Source organism: Geothrix oryzisoli, from assembly GCF_022808865.1.
Classification (GTDB): Bacteria; Acidobacteriota; Holophagae; order Holophagales; family Holophagaceae; genus Geothrix; species Geothrix oryzisoli.
This window is the reverse complement of the sequence record NZ_JAKZLB010000003.1, coordinates 202,954-219,521: the sequence shown is the minus strand read 5'-3', so window position 1 is coordinate 219,521 and position 16,568 is coordinate 202,954. Positions and strand designations below refer to the sequence as shown.

Here is a 16,568-nt window from a genome sequence, read left to right as displayed (position 1 = left end):
AACCGTGGACGGCACTCGCACCCGTGAGAGGGAACGAAGGGCCCGCTTGACCAGCGCCACTTATGCTCTGGCCCGAGGCCTGTCTCTGATCTTTCCCATCGTGACGATTGGAATCTTTATTCGATCGCTGGGGATTGAAATATATGGCCTCTGGATGACGGTTATCTCCTTCTTTGTTCTATTCACATTTGCCGACCTTGGGCTGGGTTTCGGGTTGCTTACCCGTTTAAGTAACGCTTATGGCCGGGACAACCTTGAAGAATGTCGTACTCTTATTTCCACGACTTTTTATATTCTCGTTCTGATCTCGGTTTGCTTGCTAGTGGCCATCGGGGCCATCTTCCCCTGGATCCCTTGGAGCAAGATATTAAACGCTTCCAGTGAACGCGGTGTTCGGGTGGTCCCATGGATTGTCGCGCTCGTGGTATCAACTCAGATCATCCAGATTCCCTTTTCGGTCATCCAGAGGGTCCAGCTGGCCTTTCAGGAGGGCTATAAAACAAGCATCTGGCAGTCCACCGGTGTTTTTATAAATCTTATTGCAATCGTAGGTGCAGCCCATTGGCATGCTTCCCCATTGTGGTTTATTTTGATTGCGACGGCTATACCATTGATATTCATGATTTTAAATTGGTTATATTGCTTTGCTTTCACGCTTAGAAAATACATTCCAGTAATTTCCGCAATCGATAGGACGGTGGGCAAATCCCTGATGTACACGGGGGCGGCCTTCTGTTTTCTTACCCTCTTGACCTCGCTCGGGCTCAGCCTGGACAACCTGATCGTGTCGAGGATCTGCGGGATCCAGGAGGTCGCCGCCTTTTCCGTGGCTTCCCGGATCGCCTCGGTCATGGGTGCCGTCCTGGTCATGCTCTCTGTTCCCATGTGGTCCGCCAATGGCGAGGCTCTTGCCAGGGGGGAATATGCCTGGGTACACCGGCAATGCTTTAAGATTGCGCGGCTTTCATTGATCCTCGCCGTGTCCGGGACCCTTGGGATGATCTTTCTCGGCCCCTGGGCGTTCTCCCACTGGCTCGGGAAGGAATTGCAGGTGACCCGAAGCCTCCTTGGGCTGTGCGGGATCAGCCAAGCCCTCCTGGCAACAGCCTCCCCCTTCTTCATGGTTCTGAACGGCGCCGGGCAAATACGCTCGCAAATTCGCGCCTTTGCGGTGTTCACTCCCATCGTTCTCTTAGTGAAAATTCTTTTGGCGAAGTACATGGGAAGCGAAGGCGTCGCGCTAGGCATGACCTTGGTCTACGGGCTTGGAATTCTGCCCTGGGTCGCGAGGAAGGCCGTATCCATTTGCCGCCCCCCCTCTGCGAATCCAGAACAAGCTAGTCGATGACACCACCCCGGGGGCCGAGAGCGGCCGCTTTGCTCAGGGCCATTCGAAGGGTCTTGGTCGCAGCAGACTGGGAGAATCGGCCCCTGGCATATTCGAAGCCATGGCTTCCGAGGTCCTTCCTCAGGATTCCATCCCTGGCGAGATTCCGGATCTCGGTTCTCAACGGCCCCAAGTCCCGTCTGCCGACGATGGCGCCGGCCCCAGCCCGCCCGATGACCTTGATCGAGGAAAGGCTACCGGGGCCGTAGGCCAGGATGGGCTTCCCAACACACATGTACTGAGAAATTTTCGTCGAGACTGAGAGGCGCGTGTATGAGGCAGCGTCGGGATCGAAGGATTCCACATGCAACAAAACATCCGCCCTCCGCATTTCCTCGTCCACCTCGCTTGAGCGCAAGGAACCCAACTTGATGAAAGGGAATCCAGCAAACAAATCCGAGAATTGAGCGAGGTCCTTCTCAGGAGCGAAGATTCTCAATTCGGTCCCTTCGCCCATGACGCTGGCAATCTCCAGAAGTGACTGCCACCGGTTCAGATGAAGCCCTCCAATGTAGGAGAAGATGACTGTTTCCGATGAATGGAAGACCGGGGGGCTAGCAAACCTTTCATTGGGAATGCTATTCATCAAAGGCAAAAACGGGCGTCTGTACCTTTGCTGGTATTCATCCGCCATATCTTCCCCGATGCACAAGCCCGAATGGACATGCTTGAACAACGATTCGAGGGAGTGCGCCAACGCTCTCCTGGGCAGGCCGCAAAGGAATCCGTCGGAATAAAAAAAGGTCGGCCAGTCATCCATGAAATGAGGAACGACAGGAAGGTTATAACGGTCAGCAATATTATTCACAAACCTTATGAGCTTCATTGAGCCCAGCATGGAGTAGATCACATCCGGATTGAACGCCTCAATAAACTGCTTCAGCGGTCCGAGCCGTAACACCGGAACGAATTCGTTCCCGGTTCGGACGAACCGATGGGCCCAGGCGAGCGCTTTGGTCCCCCCACCGACCTCCACCGCCGGGGCGCCACCTGGAACCTCCCTGGAAAGCCTCAGAAAACGGTCCGGAAGGACCCCTCGCGCCAGATAGCCGGGGAGGAACCAACGCCACTCACCCAGCTTCATGGCCTTGGAGCCGAAATTTGGCTCCAGTTCTCCTGAAATGAAGGCCAAGGCCATATTCTCACTGGGCCAATCGGAAAATATGTTCGACAAGGTAATGCCAGTGGCATTGTCCTGGGAAAAGGGCAACCCCGATAGGACAAGAACCCTTGGGAAAGCCTTGGGGTCATCTGTTTGCATTATTCTTTCCCCCCTTGGCGCAGAGGGTGTTCCCCATGGCCACAAGAATCCCGAAGCCCGCATAGGCCGCATAGCTTCTTTCCCAAGCCCCGGTCATGGCGATGACAAACCAGGGGAGGAAAAAGAACCAAGGCCCGAATCCTTCGCACTGTGATCGGACACGGCGAAAAATGGTATAGAGGAAGCCCATAAACAGCATGAACCCAATGATTCCCTGTTCAGTAAGGAAGGCAAGAAAGACGTTATGAGTGGGAATTCCGAAAGCCGCGGAAGCGTACTGCCCCGTTCCAATGCCTGTTATAGGAGCACCCTGGAAAAGTCCGAAGGCTACACCCCATAGCAGCAGGCGGTCAGAACCGTAGTCTCCGCCGGAGCCCTCGGAAAAACGCGCCAACAGCGCAGGGCTCATGGCCAGAATCCCGACGATACACAGCAGAATGATGGCATAACCCAGGTAGACCCTGCGCCTTGCTTTGAGCTTGAAATAGCCGTGAACCACCATGAATAGAACAATCGCAAAGCCAATGAACGCCCCACGGGTCAAGGGAAGTACCACCCCGACCATCAAGATGGTCATGCAGAGAGTCATGACCAGAAGGGATCTGGCACCACCCCTGGATTGCTCACGCCTGATCTGAAAGGCCAGGGCCAGGAGCGAGGCCGCATGCACGCAACAGTAGGCGACGTAGTTCCCGTTGACATCTCCCGCCGTCAGGCGGAACTTGCTTCCCGGATCCAGGTCGATCCCGCCTTGGAGCATCATCTGGGCAGCGATGGCGCATCCGGCAATTTGGGCCCCAATCATGAAGTAAATCTGGCTTTCGGTCAGCGGGATTAAGGTCAAAACCCCGAATGTGACGATCCCAATCAGATAGTAACGGGAGGCGGAAATCGCCTCCTCGGGGATACGCGCATCGACGCTTCGGAACAAGATCCACAACAGAAATAGGAGAGCAAATACAATGTATAAGTGAACTCTTTTCTGCTGGAGCAATTTGAGCGCCGCCAAGGGACACCCAATTGCCAGGGAGATATACCTGGGAACGAAGTTCGTATCGATCCCCTGAACCATCGCCGAGTTCCATGGATTCAGGAACAGGGAGACACCCACCAAGATCACGAAGAGGGTGATCAGCGGCTTGGGAGGCCCCGATACGATCCGTTCAGTCTGCGTCAATTGGCACCTTCTCACTCAAACCCACGGTTGAAGCCCCGTTTCGGCCGTGGGCGACTCGACAATTGGACATGAGCGCGAGAGCCCAACCCCTTTTCAGAGTGGGTCCTCGGAACTGAGATACTTTGATAAACGCACCCGGTTTCCCCAACAGAAATGCGCCCCCCCGACAATAAAGAACGTCACCATTGTCCAGAACCCCCTTGAGGGGCCCGATTTTTGAATGGGGAGGGTTCCGGAATCAAGGATGCTGAGAGTCGGCACATCTTTCTTTTCATCGAGACGGGCCTGCTCGAGTTGATAGGTCAATTGCGAAAACAGTTGCTTATGAAGCTCAAGATCGTTCTCTAAGTGCTGGCCTCGAAGTCGAACGGCTGGATCTGAGCTCGAAGAATAGGTCCGATTGTTGGCCTGGAAGCGCGCGAGGCCATCCTCCGCTTTCTGAAATTCAATCGCCGCCTCTTTCAATCTTTGTTCCAAATAGATGGCTTTGGCTTTGCCTTGGGTTTGCACTTTTTCGATGAGATATTGATCGAGAAGCGTGAGGGCCTTCTTGACCACAGCCTGAGACAGCTCAGGGGATCTGGTTTCTACGGTGATGGTGACTAGATTCGTTTTGACATCTCTCTTAATATTTATAACGGACATCAGGGCCTTAAATCCTTTGTCCTTGTTTTTCTCTTTAAAGTACCCCAACAAGGTCGTGGCACGGGTCTCTGGCTCACCAAACATCCAAGAACGAACTTTGTATGTATAGGTCTCGTCTAGGACTTGATCTCCCAACCATCGGCTTTTCAGGATATCCACATACAGGGCATCTTGGCCGCCCCCTCCAATTTGGGCACCAAGGCCCAATGCTTCCCCCGCGGCGGCAAGGCCGCCAAGATTGCTCAGATGCTTCAAATCCGGGAGAACACGACCTTCCGAAGTGTACCTGTTCACCACCAATAGGCTCGAAAGGGCGACTATAACACTGGCGCAAAATCCGACGATTAGGGACCTCTTGAACCCGAAGGGCAATTCTGGTGGGGAACCCGATGGTTTATTATCACTCATATGGTCTTACGCCTCCTTATTTCAAGATTGTCCATACCACTGTCCCCAACTATCCATTGTGCAGGCATCCGGTGAACCCCTTGAGTCAATGAATACCAGAATTATCCCCACATAAATCTCTGGTCGGCCCATTTATTTGCCCGACCCTTGCCCTCGCGCTCTAGCCACGATCCAATCATCGGCGCGGATACCCGTTAAAAATGATAGGTTTGGATCCGAGTGTATTAGATTTCCCACCCGTGATTTCACAATTTTCAAACCTGATGTCGATTACTTTGGGAATTGAGGTTTCTATTGGAATCTTTTCTAGCTTACAGTTAACCAGCTTAAGGTCAGCCTTGACCGAGTCTTCGGGTTTGATCCAAAAGCTAAGATCTCTTTTATTCCCAATGGTTTGACAATTTTCTAGCCAAATTGAAACAGGAGTGGAGGCCCGACCCAGGTTACCGAGGGTGAAGAGAAACCCCGGCCCTCCATTATTCTGACTTCTGCAGTTCCGGACGATGCAGTTCACCAGAACTTGCGAAGGAGTGTTGGGTTCGAAATCAATTCCGCCCATTGGATCGGTACCATTCGTATTAAGAAAAACACAATTTTCTATTAATAGATTCATTGCACTAATTACGCTTACACCCTGTCTATAATTATCATTGCAATTTATAAAATATATATGAATATTTTGATTCGGCCCGCCCCTTTCAGACCCTCCGAGGTAGATGCCATCTCCGCCACTGCTCGACAAGGTTAAGCCTGCAATATTCACATTTTTACAACTGATAATGTTTAGAATATGGCGCCACTCGCCCCTCTTGTAGGGACCACTCGCGTAGTCCTGCCGCCACATGCGCAAAGTGGCGCCAGGGCCAGTCAGGGTCACGTTCTCCCTTTCCCAGGCGGTAAACAAACAATCGTTGGGGCCCTGGAACGCCCCTCTTTTTGCCTGGACGATGACATCCTTTTCGAAAACGATCTGTTGGTTGCTCGCGAGTTTAATTGGCCCTATGTTCCATGGCACATCGAAATTTTCTACGATCACCTTGGAGGCCCCTGAATTTATGGCATCCTGCAGCGTCTTTGTGGAATCGACTGGATTGAAGCCCCACCATCCTGCCTTTGCTTCCCTTACTTTCCCTTGGATTACCCTAGAGATGAGCATTTCATTTCTAACCCCAGGGGCTGGAACACCTACCTGGGTACCCCCAAGTGGCAATGAGAACAGGACCAGCACCCACAAGAGCACCGAACGGCCACTCATCCTTCACCTCATCGATATCGCTTTCTAGTAAACCCCATGAATTTAAAAACATTCTCTTCAAGAAAGATTATCTGTGACTGGCTCTACCCAGGCAAGGTGTTGAAGCCGCTGAATCGGGTATTCCGTTAGATGACTCAGCAATACCCACTACCGCTGCCCCCCGGCATTCTCGGCCGATCTTCACGGCTCCAGTTTCCCCGGGGTACTCATTCTGGAATGATTCCCTAATAACGGTAAGAAACCGATCCGACTGGAATGACCCCTGGGAGACACAACAAGCAAGGGTGGTTCCGCACTCGGTCCAGAATGTGGGGCTGTTCTTCCCAGCTGCCTCTAAGCCCAAATGAACTTGGGCCCCGTGGACACTCCCACGGACTGCCATTCCCATGGCCGAGATTCAGAACCGGCTATGACAGCGCTTCCAGCGACATGAGAAACGGCCCGCCGAAGCGGGCCGTTTGGGAGTGCGTCGCCGGCTACAGGTCTTCGCCGTCGATCTCGGTCATGCCCTGGAGCTCTTCGACGTGCTGGGCCATGCGGGCGTATTCGTCGTCGAAGTCCTCGCCGCCCTGGAACTCGTTCGGGGTGGGCTCGGGGTACTCGCCCTCCTCGATCTCCAGGTTGCGGTAGTGGACCATGCCGGTGCCGGCGGGGATGAGCCGGCCCAGGATGACGTTCTCCTTGAGGCCGCGGAGGTAGTCCACGCGGCCTTCCAGCGCGGCCTCGGTGAGGACGCGGGTGGTCTCCTGGAAGCTGGCGGCGGAGATGAAGCTCTCGGAGGTCAGCGCGGCCTTGGTGATGCCGAGCAGCAGGGGCTCGCAGGTGGCGGGCTGGCCGCCATCCTTGATGGCCTGCTCGTTGATCTCCTTGAAGCGGTGCTTGTCGACCTTCTCCTCGACGATGAGCGGGGTGTCGCCCACGTCGGTGATGAGGACCCAGCGCATCATCTGGCGGATGATCACTTCGATGTGCTTGTCGTTGATGACCACGCCCTGGGCCCGGTAGACCTCCTGGACCTCGTTGACGAGGAAGGCCTGGAGGGCGCGGTCGCCCTGGACCTTCAGCAGGTCGTGGGGGCTGACGGCCCCTTCGGTCAGCTTCTCGCCGGCGCGGATCTCATCGCCGTCCTGCACCTGGATGTGCTTGCCGCGGGGGATGAGGTATTCGCCCTTCTCCCCGGTCTCGGCTTCGACGATGACTTTCTGGTTGCCGCGGACGCGGTTGCCGTACTTCGCGATGCCGGAGACTTCGCTGATGATGGCGGGTTCCTTGGGCTTGCGGCCTTCGAACAGCTCGGTGACGCGCGGCAGGCCGCCCGTGATGTCGCTGGTCTTGGCCTGCTGGCGGCTGGTCTTGGCGATGACGTCACCGGGCAGCAGCTCCTGGCCCTCTTCCACTTCGATGTAGGCGCCGGTGGGGATGTTGTAGCGCTTGAGCACCTTGTGGTTGTCCCCCTTGACGTTGATGTGGGGGTGGATCTTGTCGTCGGTGGGATCGATGACCTTCTTGCGGAAGTTGCCGGAGATCGGATCCTTCTCTTCCTGGTAGGACACGTTGACTTCGAATTCCTTGAAGTCCGCGATGCCACCCACTTCGGTGAGCAGCACGTCGTTGTACGGGTCCCACTCGGCGAGCACCGTGCGGGGCTCGACCGCTTCCTTGTCCTTGACCCGCAGGATGGCGCCGGAGGTGATCTTGTAGCGCTCACGCTCGTTGCCGTCCGCGTCGGTCACCAGGAGGTAGCCGTTGCGGGTGAGCGCCACGGTCTCGTCCTTGCGGTTGACCACAGTGCGGCCCTCGAGGCCTTCATACCGGACGATGCCGGCGATCTGGGCCTCGTGGGTGCTCTTCTCGGAGGTGCGGCTCGCGGCGCCGCCCACATGGAAGGTACGCATGGTGAGCTGGGTGCCGGGTTCGCCGATGGACTGGGCGGCGATGACGCCCACGGCCTCGCCCAGATCCACCAGGCGGCCGGTGCTGAGGTTCAGGCCATAGCACTTGGCGCAGATGCCGCGGCGCGCTTCGCAGGTGAGGGCGGAGCGGATCTTGACCTTGGCGATGCCGCTGGTCTCGATCTTGAACGCCAGTTCCTCGGAGATGAGGGTGCCGGCGGGAGCCCGCACGATGGACGGATCGTAGGGATCCACGATGTCCTCGAGGCAGACGCGGCCCATGATGCGGTCGCGCAGGCGGGAGCGGATGGTGCCGTCGCTGTTGACGATGGCCTCAACCTCGATGCCGCCCATGGTCTCGCAGTCGTCCTCGTTGACGATGACGTCCTGGGCCACGTCCACCAGCTTGCGGGTGAGGTAGCCGGAGTCGGCCGTCTTCAGCGCGGTATCCGCGAGGCCCTTGCGGGCGCCGTGGGTCGAGATGAAGTACTGCAGAACGGAGAGGCCTTCCTTGAAGTTCGCGGTGATGGGCGTCTCGATGATGTCGCCGCTGGGCTTGGCCATGAGGCCGCGCATGCCGGCGACCTGGCGGATCTGCGTCTTGGAACCACGGGCGCCGGAGTCGGCCAGGATGTAGATGGAGTTGAGGAACGTGTCGTTCTCGTTCCGCTTCTCCAGTTCCTTCATCATGTCGCTGGCCACCTGGTCGCTGGTCTTGCCCCAGACTTCCAGGATGCGGTTGTAGCGCGTGGACGAGTCGAGGCGGCCCTCGTAGGCCTCCTTCTCGATGGCGCGGACATCCTCGGTGGCCTTCTTGAGCAGCTTGCCCTTGGTGTCGGGCACCACCAGGTCGTCGATGCCCACGGAAACGCCGGCCTTCATGGCCCACATGAAGCCGGTGTCCTTCATGGCATCCAGCATGCGGATGGTCACTTCGGGGCCGTTCAGCTTGTAGGCGCGGTTCACGAGGGAGAGCAGGCCCTCCTTCTTGAGCAGGCCGTTGATGAACGGCAGCTCGGCGGGCAGGGCGCGGTTGAAGAGCACGCGGCCCACGGTGGTGGTCTTGATCTGGTTCTTCACGGTCTCGGCAGGGGCCTCGAAGACTTCCTGCTCGGAGTTCTTCTTGGGATCCTTCGCGTGCCAGGCCTCGGTGTCGACCCACTCGCCGGTGTAGCGGATCTGGATGATGGCGTGGGTATCGACCACGCCGGCCTGATGGGCCGCGACCACGTCGTTGACGTTGCCGAAGACCATACCCTCGCCCTTGCGGTTGAGGCGCTTTTTGGTGAGGTAGTAGCCACCGAGCACGATGTCCTGCGAGGGCACCACGTTCGGGCGGCCGTTGGCGGGGTTGAGGATGTTCTGGGTGGACATCATCAGCACCTTGGCCTCGATCTGGGCCATGGGGCTGAGGGGCACGTGCACGGCCATCTGGTCACCGTCGAAGTCGGCGTTGAAGGCGGTGCAGACCAGGGGATGCAGGCGGATGGCCTTGCCTTCGACCAGCACAGGCTGGAAGGCCTGGATGCCGAGGCGGTGCAGGGTCGGGGCGCGGTTCAGCAGGACCGGGTGGTCCTTGATGACCTCTTCCAGCACGTCCCAGACCTCGGGGCGGCCCTCCTCGACCATCTCCTTGGCCTGGCGGATGGTGGCGGCGAAGCCCTTGTGCTCGAGCCGGTTGAAGATGAATGGCTTGAAGAGCTCGAGCGCCATCTTCTTGGGCAGGCCGCACTGGTGCAGCTTGAGGTCGGGACCCACCACGATGACTGAGCGGCCCGAGTAGTCCACGCGCTTGCCGAGCAGGTTCTGGCGGAACCGGCCCTGCTTGCCCTTGAGGGCGTCGCTGAGGGACTTCAGGGGGCGGTTGCTGACGCCGCGCAGGAGGCGGCCGCGCTTGCCGTTCTCGAAGAGGGCATCCACGGCCTCCTGCAGCATGCGCTTCTCATTGCGCACGATGACGTCGGGGGCCTTGAGCTCCAGGAGCTTCTTGAGGCGGTTGTTGCGGTTGATGACGCGGCGGTAGAGGTCGTTCAGGTCGGAGGTGGCGAAGCGGCCACCGTCGAGGGGCACCAGGGGGCGCAGCTCGGGGGGCAGCACGGGCACCACGTCGAGGATCATCCACTCGGGCTTGTTGCCGGAGCGGTGGAAGGATTCGGCCACCTTGAGGCGCTTGGCGACCTTGCTGCGCTTCTGGCTGGAGGTTTCCTTCTTCATCAGGTCGCGGAGCTCGATGGTGAGCGCCTCGATGTCCACCTGCTTGAGCAGCTCCTTGATGGCTTCGGCGCCCATCTGGGCCTTGAAGCCCTCGCCGTGGAGGCTGCGCGCCTCGCGGAACTTGTCCTCGTTGAGGATCTCGCCTTCCTTCAGGGTCGTGCCGCCGGACTCGGTGACGGCATAGGCCTCGAAGTAGAGCACGCGCTCCAGGTCCTTGAGGGGGATGTCCAGCAGGTAGCCGATGCGGCTGGGCACGCCCTTGAAGAACCACACGTGGCTGACCGGGCTGGCCAGCGCGATGTGGCCCATGCGCTCGCGGCGCACGGACTTCTTGGTGACTTCGACGCCGCACTTGTCGCAGGTGACGCCCTTGAACTTCTGCCGCTTGTACTTGCCGCAGAGGCATTCCCAGTCGTTCACGGGCCCGAAGATGCGGGCGCAGAAGAGGCCGTCGCGCTCGGGCTTCAGGCTGCGGTAGTTGATGGTCTCGGGCTTGGTGACTTCGCCCTTGGACCAGGAGCGCATCTTGTCCGGGCTGGCCAGGGACACCCGGATGCACTCGTAGGCGTTGATGTTCTGCTGCTCAGGATACATAGGGACCTCTCAGGATTCGTCGGAAACGGAAGCGGAAGGAGATCAGCCTTCGATGGTGAAGACCGCGGGTTCTTCCTCCGTCAGGCCTGGATCCAGCTCTTCGCGGGTGAGCATCTCGACATCGATGCACAGCGCGTTGAGTTCCTTCTTCACGACGTTGAAGCTCTCGGGGAGGCCGGGATCCTTGATGGTCTCGCCCTTGATGATGGCCTGGTAGATCTGGGTGCGGCCGTGCATGTCGTCGGACTTGTAGGTGAGGAGTTCCTGCAGCACGTGGGCCGCGCCGTAGGCTTCCAGCGCCCACACTTCCATCTCGCCGAAGCGCTGGCCGCCGAACTGGGCCTTGCCGCCGAGAGGCTGCTGGGTGATGAGGCTGTAGGGCCCAATGCTCCGGGCGTGGATTTTGTTGTCGACCAGGTGGTGCAGCTTGAGCATGTAGACGCAGCCCACGTTCACGGGCTGCTCGAAGGCCTCACCGGTCATGCCGTCGAACAGCATGGTCTTGCCGGTGACGTCGGGGCCCAGCTTGTGGTTCTTCTCCCAGGCCTGGACGAGGAAGCCCTTGATGTCGGCTTCCCGGGCGCCGTCGAAGACGGGCGTGGAGAAGTGGACGCCGAGGGTCTTGCCGGCCCAGCCGAGGTGGCACTCGAGCACCTGGCCGATGTTCATACGGGAAGGCACGCCGAGGGGGTTCAGCACGATGTCCACCGGGCGGCCATCGGGCAGGTAGGGCATGTCCTCCACGGGGAGGATGCGGCTGACCACGCCCTTGTTGCCGTGGCGGCCGGCCATCTTGTCACCGACCTGCAGCTTGCGCTTCACGGCCACGTAGCACTTCACGGTCTTGAGGACGCCGGGCATCAGCTCGTCGCCCTTGAGCAGGCGCTCCATGCGCTCGTCGAGGATGTTGCGCAGGACCTTGAGCTGGCTCTCGGTCTTGTCGAGGATGTCCAGGACCTCGGTCTCGATGCGGTTCTTGCCGGCGGCCACGGAGATCTGCCGGAAGCGGTGATAGGGCACGGCTTCGAGCATGTTCTGGGTAAGCTTCTTGCCCTTGGGAAGCAGCTCCTTCTGGCCCTTCTCGTCCGTGAGGGTCTCGGAGAGCTCCTTGCCCTTCAGCAGGAAGACGATCTTCTTCTTGGCCTCGGCGCGGATGATGCGTTCCTCGTCGGAGAGATCCTTCTCCCACTTGGCGATCTGGTCGCGCTCGATCTGCTGGGTGCGGAGGTCCTTCTCCTGGCCCTTGCGGGTGAACACCTTGATGTCCACCACGGTGCCCTCGATGCCGGGGGGCACGGTCAGGCTGGCATCCTTCACGTCGCTGGCCTTCTCGCCGAAGATGGCGCGGAGCAGCTTCTCCTCGGGGCTGAGGATGGTCTCGCCCTTGGGCGTGACCTTGCCCACCAGGATGTCGCCGTGGCGGACCGTGGCGCCAGTGCGGATGATGCCGCTGTCGTCGAGGTTCTTGAGGGCCTCTTCGCGGACCTGGGGGATGTCGCGGGTGATCTCTTCGGGGCCCAGCTTGGTGTCGCGGGCGTGGACCTCGAACTCCTCGATGTGGATGGTGGTGTAGAGGTCTTCCTTCACCACGCGCTCGGAGATCAGGATCGCGTCCTCGAAGTTGTAGCCGCGCCAGGGCATGTAGGCCACGACCAGGTTGCGGCCCAGGGCCAGCTCGCCGTGATCGGTGCAGGGGCCGTCGGCGAGGATCTGGCCCTCGGTGACGTACTCGCCCTTCTTCACGAGGGGGGTCTGGTTGAGGCAGGTGTTCTGGTTGCTGCGGGCGAACTTCACCAGGGTGTAGATGTCCACGCCGGACTCGATGCCCTCGGTCTCGGGGTCATCCTCGACGCGCACCACGATGCGGTTGGCGTCCACGGTCTCGACGATGCCCGAGCGGCGGCAGACCACGCAGGCGCCGGAATCCTTGGCGGCCACATACTCCATGCCGGTGCCCACGATAGGGGCCTCGGTGCGGATGAGGGGCACGGCCTGGCGCTGCATGTTGGCGCCCATGAGGGCGCGGTTGGCGTCGTCGTTCTCGAGGAAGGGAATGAGCGAGGCGGCCACGGAGACCACCTGCTTGGGGCTCACGTCCATGAGCGTGACCTTGTCGCGGGTGAGGATCTTCGTCTCACCGGCGACGCGGACCGTCACGTCCTCGTCGAGGATGGCGCCGTCGGCGTCCACGGGGACGTTGGCCTGTGCGATGACGTGCTCGTCCTCTTCCCAGGCGGAGAGGTAGAAGGCGTGCATCTCGAACTTGGCGGCGCGCTTGCCGGCCTTGGTCAGCTTCTTGTTCTCGGCTTCCAGGTCGTCCAGGCGGACCACTTCCATGTAGCCGAACTTGGAGTCGCCCACGCTGGTGACCTTGGCGAAGTGGACGATGCGCCCGTTCTCCACCTTGAGGTAGGGGCTCTCGATGAAGCCGAACTCATTGATGCGGGCGTAGCAGGAGAGCGAGCTGATGAGGCCGATGTTCGGACCTTCCGGCGTCTCGATGGGGCAGATGCGGCCGTAGTGCGAGGTGTGCACGTCGCGGACTTCGAAGCCCGCGCGGTCGCGGCTGAGGCCGCCCGGTCCGAGGGCCGACAGGCGGCGCTTGTGGGTGATCTCGGACAGCGGGTTGGTCTGGTCCATGAACTGGGAGAGCTGGCTGCTGCCGAAAAACTCCTTCATGGCCGCGATGACCGGCTTGCTGTTGATGAGGTCGTGGGCCTGCAGGGGGCTGTTGGGGTCCTGCGCGATGCTGAACTTCTCCTTGATGGCCCGCTGCACGCGCACGAGGCCTACGCGGAAGCCGTTCTCCAGGAGCTCACCCACGGACCGCACGCGGCGGTTGCCCAGGTGGTCGATGTCGTCCGCGCGGACGGGGGCGATCTCGCCGATGTCCTGGCGGGTGGTGTCGTACTTCTTGAGGCGCAGCAGGTAGTGGACGGTCTTGACGAAGTCGTCCGTGCCCAGGGTGCGGAAGTCCAGGTCGGTGTTCAGGCCCAGCTTGGCGTTGATCTTGTGGCGGCCCACCTTGCTGAGGTCGTACTTCTGGGGGTCGAAGAACATGCCGAAGAGCAGCTTCTTGCTGGATTCCAGCGTGGCAGGCTCGCCGGGCCGGATCTTCTTGAAGAGTTCCTTGGCGGCCTCTTCGCTGTCCTCGGTGTGGTCCTTCGTGAGGGTCTCGGAGAAGACCTTGCCCGTGAGATCGGCCTCGGGGAAGCAGACGTCGAAGGACTGCACGTCGTTGGCCAGGAACATCTCGAGGTGGGTCTGGAGGAAGGGCTCGTTGGCCTCCATGAGCACTTCGCCAGTGCCCATGTTCACGATGTCCTGCAGCAGCACGGCGCCGTCGAGCATCTCGCGCTCCACGGGCACATCCTTGATGCCGGCCTTCTCCATCTGCTCGAGGACGCGGCGGGTGATCTTCTTGTCCTTGGCGAGGATCTCTTCCTTGGTCTTGGGGTGCTTCACGGCCTCGCCGAGCTTGCGGCCCACCAGGAGGTCGCTCACGGCCACGCTCAGCTTGCCCTTCTTGAGGAAGAAGGTGGCCGGCGCGTAGAAGTGGCGGAGCATGGCCTCGTTGGAGGCGAGGTCCTCGTTGAACAGGCCCAGGGCGCGCATGAAGGTGGCGCCGAGGAACTTGCGCTTGCGGTCGATGCGCGCGTAGAGCAGGCCCTTGGAGTCGAGCTCGAACTCGATCCAGGAGCCGCGATAGGGGATGATCTGCGAGCTGTAGAGGCTCTTGTCGGAGGCGATGCTGAAGAAGACGCCGGGGCTGCGGTGCAGCTGGCTCACGATCACGCGCTCGGTGCCGTTGATGATGAACGTGCCGCGGTCGGTCATGATCGGCAGGTCGCCGAAGTAGACTTCCGAGTCCTGGCTCTGCTTGAAGCGGCGGTTGCCCTTGTCGTCCTTGTCGAACTGGTTCAGGCGCACGCGGATCTTCAGGGGGGCGGCCATGGTGGCGCCGCGCTCGACGCACTCGTCCATGCCCATCTTCTGCTTCATCGAGACGGGCTCTTGGCACACGTCACAGATGGTGGCGGCGTTCTTGTTGCGCGTGCCGCACTTGGGGCAGTCGACCGTGGGATCCTTCGGGTGGTCCGACACGATGCTGTGGCCGCACTGCTTGCACTCGGTGCGGAGGTGCTCCAGGCCGAGGAACTTTTCGCACTTGCAGGCCCAGTGGCCCACGGTGTAGTCGAGGAACTCGACTTCGAGGGTGGCGTCGGTGCCATCGGGGTTCTTGCCGTTGTGCACGGGGAACATCGACTCGAACACGGCCTTGAGGCCGCGGGCTTCCCGCTCGCTGTGGAGCAGGTTCATCTGGAGGAACTCGTCGTAGCTCCGCTTCTGGATGTCGATCAGGTTCGGAATGGGGACCAGAGACCGGATCTTCGAGAAGTTGTGGCGCTGGCGGTAGATGTTCTGCTGAACACTCATGGTTCGCTCCAGATGAAGTTGGCGGAACCTTCGATGAACGGCACGCGGCGCGATGGTGACGATGCTGCGGGCCTTGAGCAAAGACGGCGATGCCCCCGGAGCCACGGCCCCGGGGAAGGGATCAGGGGTGGCTGGCGGAGGTCACGCGGATGCATGCAGCGAAGGCCATCCCGCCACCCATCGGTGGAGGGAGCGGCCCAGCAAGATGATTGGCGCTGCGGCGGAAGGCGTTTCGCAACCAGGGGCCTTTGAAGGTGGCGGGACCGCCCGAGGGACCGGGCGGAAGGAATAATCGTACCATGTCCAGACAAAACCGCAAAGCGCAAGGTGCACGAGGCACCCTACGCTTTGCGTTAGTGCTGGAAAGGCGACTACTTGATCTCGACCTTGGCGCCAGCGGCTTCGAGCTTTTCCTTGATCTTGGCAGCCTCGTCCTTGGCCACGCCTTCCTTGACGGGCTTGGGGGCGCCGTCAACGAGGTCCTTGGCTTCCTTGAGGCCCAGGCCAGCGACGATCTCGCGGACGGCCTTGATGACGTTCAGCTTGTTGGCGCCGGCGTCCGTCAGGATGACATTGAACTCGGTCTGCTCTTCGGCAGCGGCAGCCGGGGCGGCGCCGCCGGCGGCGGGAGCGGCCATGGCGGCGGCGGACACGCCGAAGCGGTCCTCGAGGGCCTTGACCAGGTTGGCCAGGTCCAGCACGGTCATGGTTTCGATTTCAGCGATGAGCTGATCAGCGGTGAGAGCCATGATGGGTCTCCTACATGCAAATGAATGGTTTTGGATTCGGGGTTGAGGGTGCGTCTTACTCGCCGGCCTTCTGCTTGCGGATGCCCTCGAGGGCGACCGCCAGACCGGAGATCGGATAGGTCATGAGGTAGAGCAGCTTGGCGATCAGCACGTCGCGGCTCGGCAGTTCGGCAAGAACCTGGAGCTGCTTGGCGTCGATCTGCTTGCCGTCCATGATGCCAGCCTTGAAGGTGGCGGCCGGGTTGTCCTTCAGGAAGCCATTGACGGCCTTGGCCAGGGCGACGACGTCGTCCTTGGTGGTGGCGACGGCGCTGGCGCCCTTGAAGTGGTCCCCCAGGGCGGCGAAGGAGGTGTCCTTCACGGCCAGACGGAGCAGGGTGTTCTTGCTGACACGGTACTGGGCCTTGCTCTCGCGGATGCTCTTGCGGAAGGCGGTGTCCTTCCCGACCACGAGACCCTTGAACTCGATCACGACCGCCGAGGTGGCGGACGAGAAGGTCTCCTTGAGCACGGCGACTTCGGCGATCTTCTGATTCTTTTCCATGGTCG

The 16,568-nt window shown here is 60.1% G+C and carries 9 protein-coding genes; 1 reads left to right on the top strand and 8 read right to left on the bottom strand.

Annotated features, from left to right (window positions below):
• Positions 1 to 46: 46 nt before the first annotated feature.
• Complete coding sequence (locus tag MLE43_RS09180; RefSeq protein WP_243303384.1) at positions 47 to 1,348, top strand: lipopolysaccharide biosynthesis protein; 1,302 nt, start codon at positions 47 to 49, stop codon at positions 1,346 to 1,348.
• Here the strand turns inward: MLE43_RS09180 and MLE43_RS09175 are convergent.
• The 8 genes from MLE43_RS09175 to rplJ form a co-directional block, all read right to left on the bottom strand.
• Complete coding sequence (locus tag MLE43_RS09175) at positions 1,338 to 2,648, bottom strand: glycosyltransferase family protein (RefSeq protein ID WP_243303382.1); 1,311 nt, start codon at positions 2,646 to 2,648, stop codon at positions 1,338 to 1,340. The two genes, MLE43_RS09180 and MLE43_RS09175, sit on opposite strands and share 11 nt — an antisense overlap.
• Positions 2,635 to 3,825 (bottom strand): O-antigen ligase family protein, encoded by a 1,191-nt coding sequence (locus tag MLE43_RS09170; RefSeq protein ID WP_243303380.1) that lies wholly within the window; start codon positions 3,823 to 3,825, stop codon positions 2,635 to 2,637. The genes MLE43_RS09175 and MLE43_RS09170 overlap by 14 nt, the downstream gene beginning before the upstream one ends.
• A 93-nt stretch (positions 3,826 to 3,918) precedes the next feature.
• Complete coding sequence (locus MLE43_RS09165) at positions 3,919 to 4,764, bottom strand: GumC domain-containing protein (protein ID WP_243303379.1); 846 nt, start codon at positions 4,762 to 4,764, stop codon at positions 3,919 to 3,921.
• Positions 4,765 to 5,053: 289 nt separating this feature from the next.
• Entirely contained in the window at positions 5,054 to 6,133 is a 1,080-nt protein-coding gene (locus MLE43_RS09160; RefSeq protein WP_243303378.1) for a right-handed parallel beta-helix repeat-containing protein, read from the bottom strand.
• A 476-nt stretch (positions 6,134 to 6,609) separates the two neighbouring features.
• The gene (gene rpoC, locus MLE43_RS09155) at positions 6,610 to 10,833 is read right to left on the bottom strand and encodes a DNA-directed RNA polymerase subunit beta' (protein ID WP_243303377.1); all 4,224 of its coding nucleotides are present in this window, start codon (positions 10,831 to 10,833) and stop codon (positions 6,610 to 6,612) included.
• A 42-nt stretch (positions 10,834 to 10,875) separates the two neighbouring features.
• Positions 10,876 to 15,270: a DNA-directed RNA polymerase subunit beta gene (gene rpoB, locus MLE43_RS09150; protein ID WP_243303376.1), complete on the bottom strand. Its 4,395-nt coding sequence runs from the start codon at positions 15,268 to 15,270 to the stop codon at positions 10,876 to 10,878.
• Between the two features lie 371 nt (positions 15,271 to 15,641).
• Complete coding sequence (gene rplL / locus MLE43_RS09145; protein WP_243303375.1) at positions 15,642 to 16,019, bottom strand: 50S ribosomal protein L7/L12; 378 nt, start codon at positions 16,017 to 16,019, stop codon at positions 15,642 to 15,644.
• Positions 16,020 to 16,074: 55 nt separating this feature from the next.
• Positions 16,075 to 16,563 carry a 50S ribosomal protein L10 gene (gene rplJ, locus MLE43_RS09140; RefSeq protein WP_243303374.1) on the bottom strand — a complete coding sequence of 163 codons (489 nt, stop codon included), beginning with the start codon at positions 16,561 to 16,563 and terminating at the stop codon, positions 16,075 to 16,077.
• Between the last annotated feature and the right edge of the window lie 5 nt (positions 16,564 to 16,568).

Coding starts and splice junctions, on each gene's coding strand:
- MLE43_RS09175 (WP_243303382.1), bottom strand. CDS start 2,648: ATGCAAACAGATGACCCCAAGGCTTTCCCAAGGGTTCTTGTCCTATCG.
- MLE43_RS09160 (WP_243303378.1), bottom strand. CDS start 6,133: ATGAGTGGCCGTTCGGTGCTCTTGTGGGTGCTGGTCCTGTTCTCATTG.
- rpoC (WP_243303377.1), bottom strand. CDS start 10,833: ATGTATCCTGAGCAGCAGAACATCAACGCCTACGAGTGCATCCGGGTG.
- rpoB (WP_243303376.1), bottom strand. CDS start 15,270: ATGAGTGTTCAGCAGAACATCTACCGCCAGCGCCACAACTTCTCGAAG.
- rplL (WP_243303375.1), bottom strand. CDS start 16,019: ATGGCTCTCACCGCTGATCAGCTCATCGCTGAAATCGAAACCATGACC.
- rplJ (WP_243303374.1), bottom strand. CDS start 16,563: ATGGAAAAGAATCAGAAGATCGCCGAAGTCGCCGTGCTCAAGGAGACC.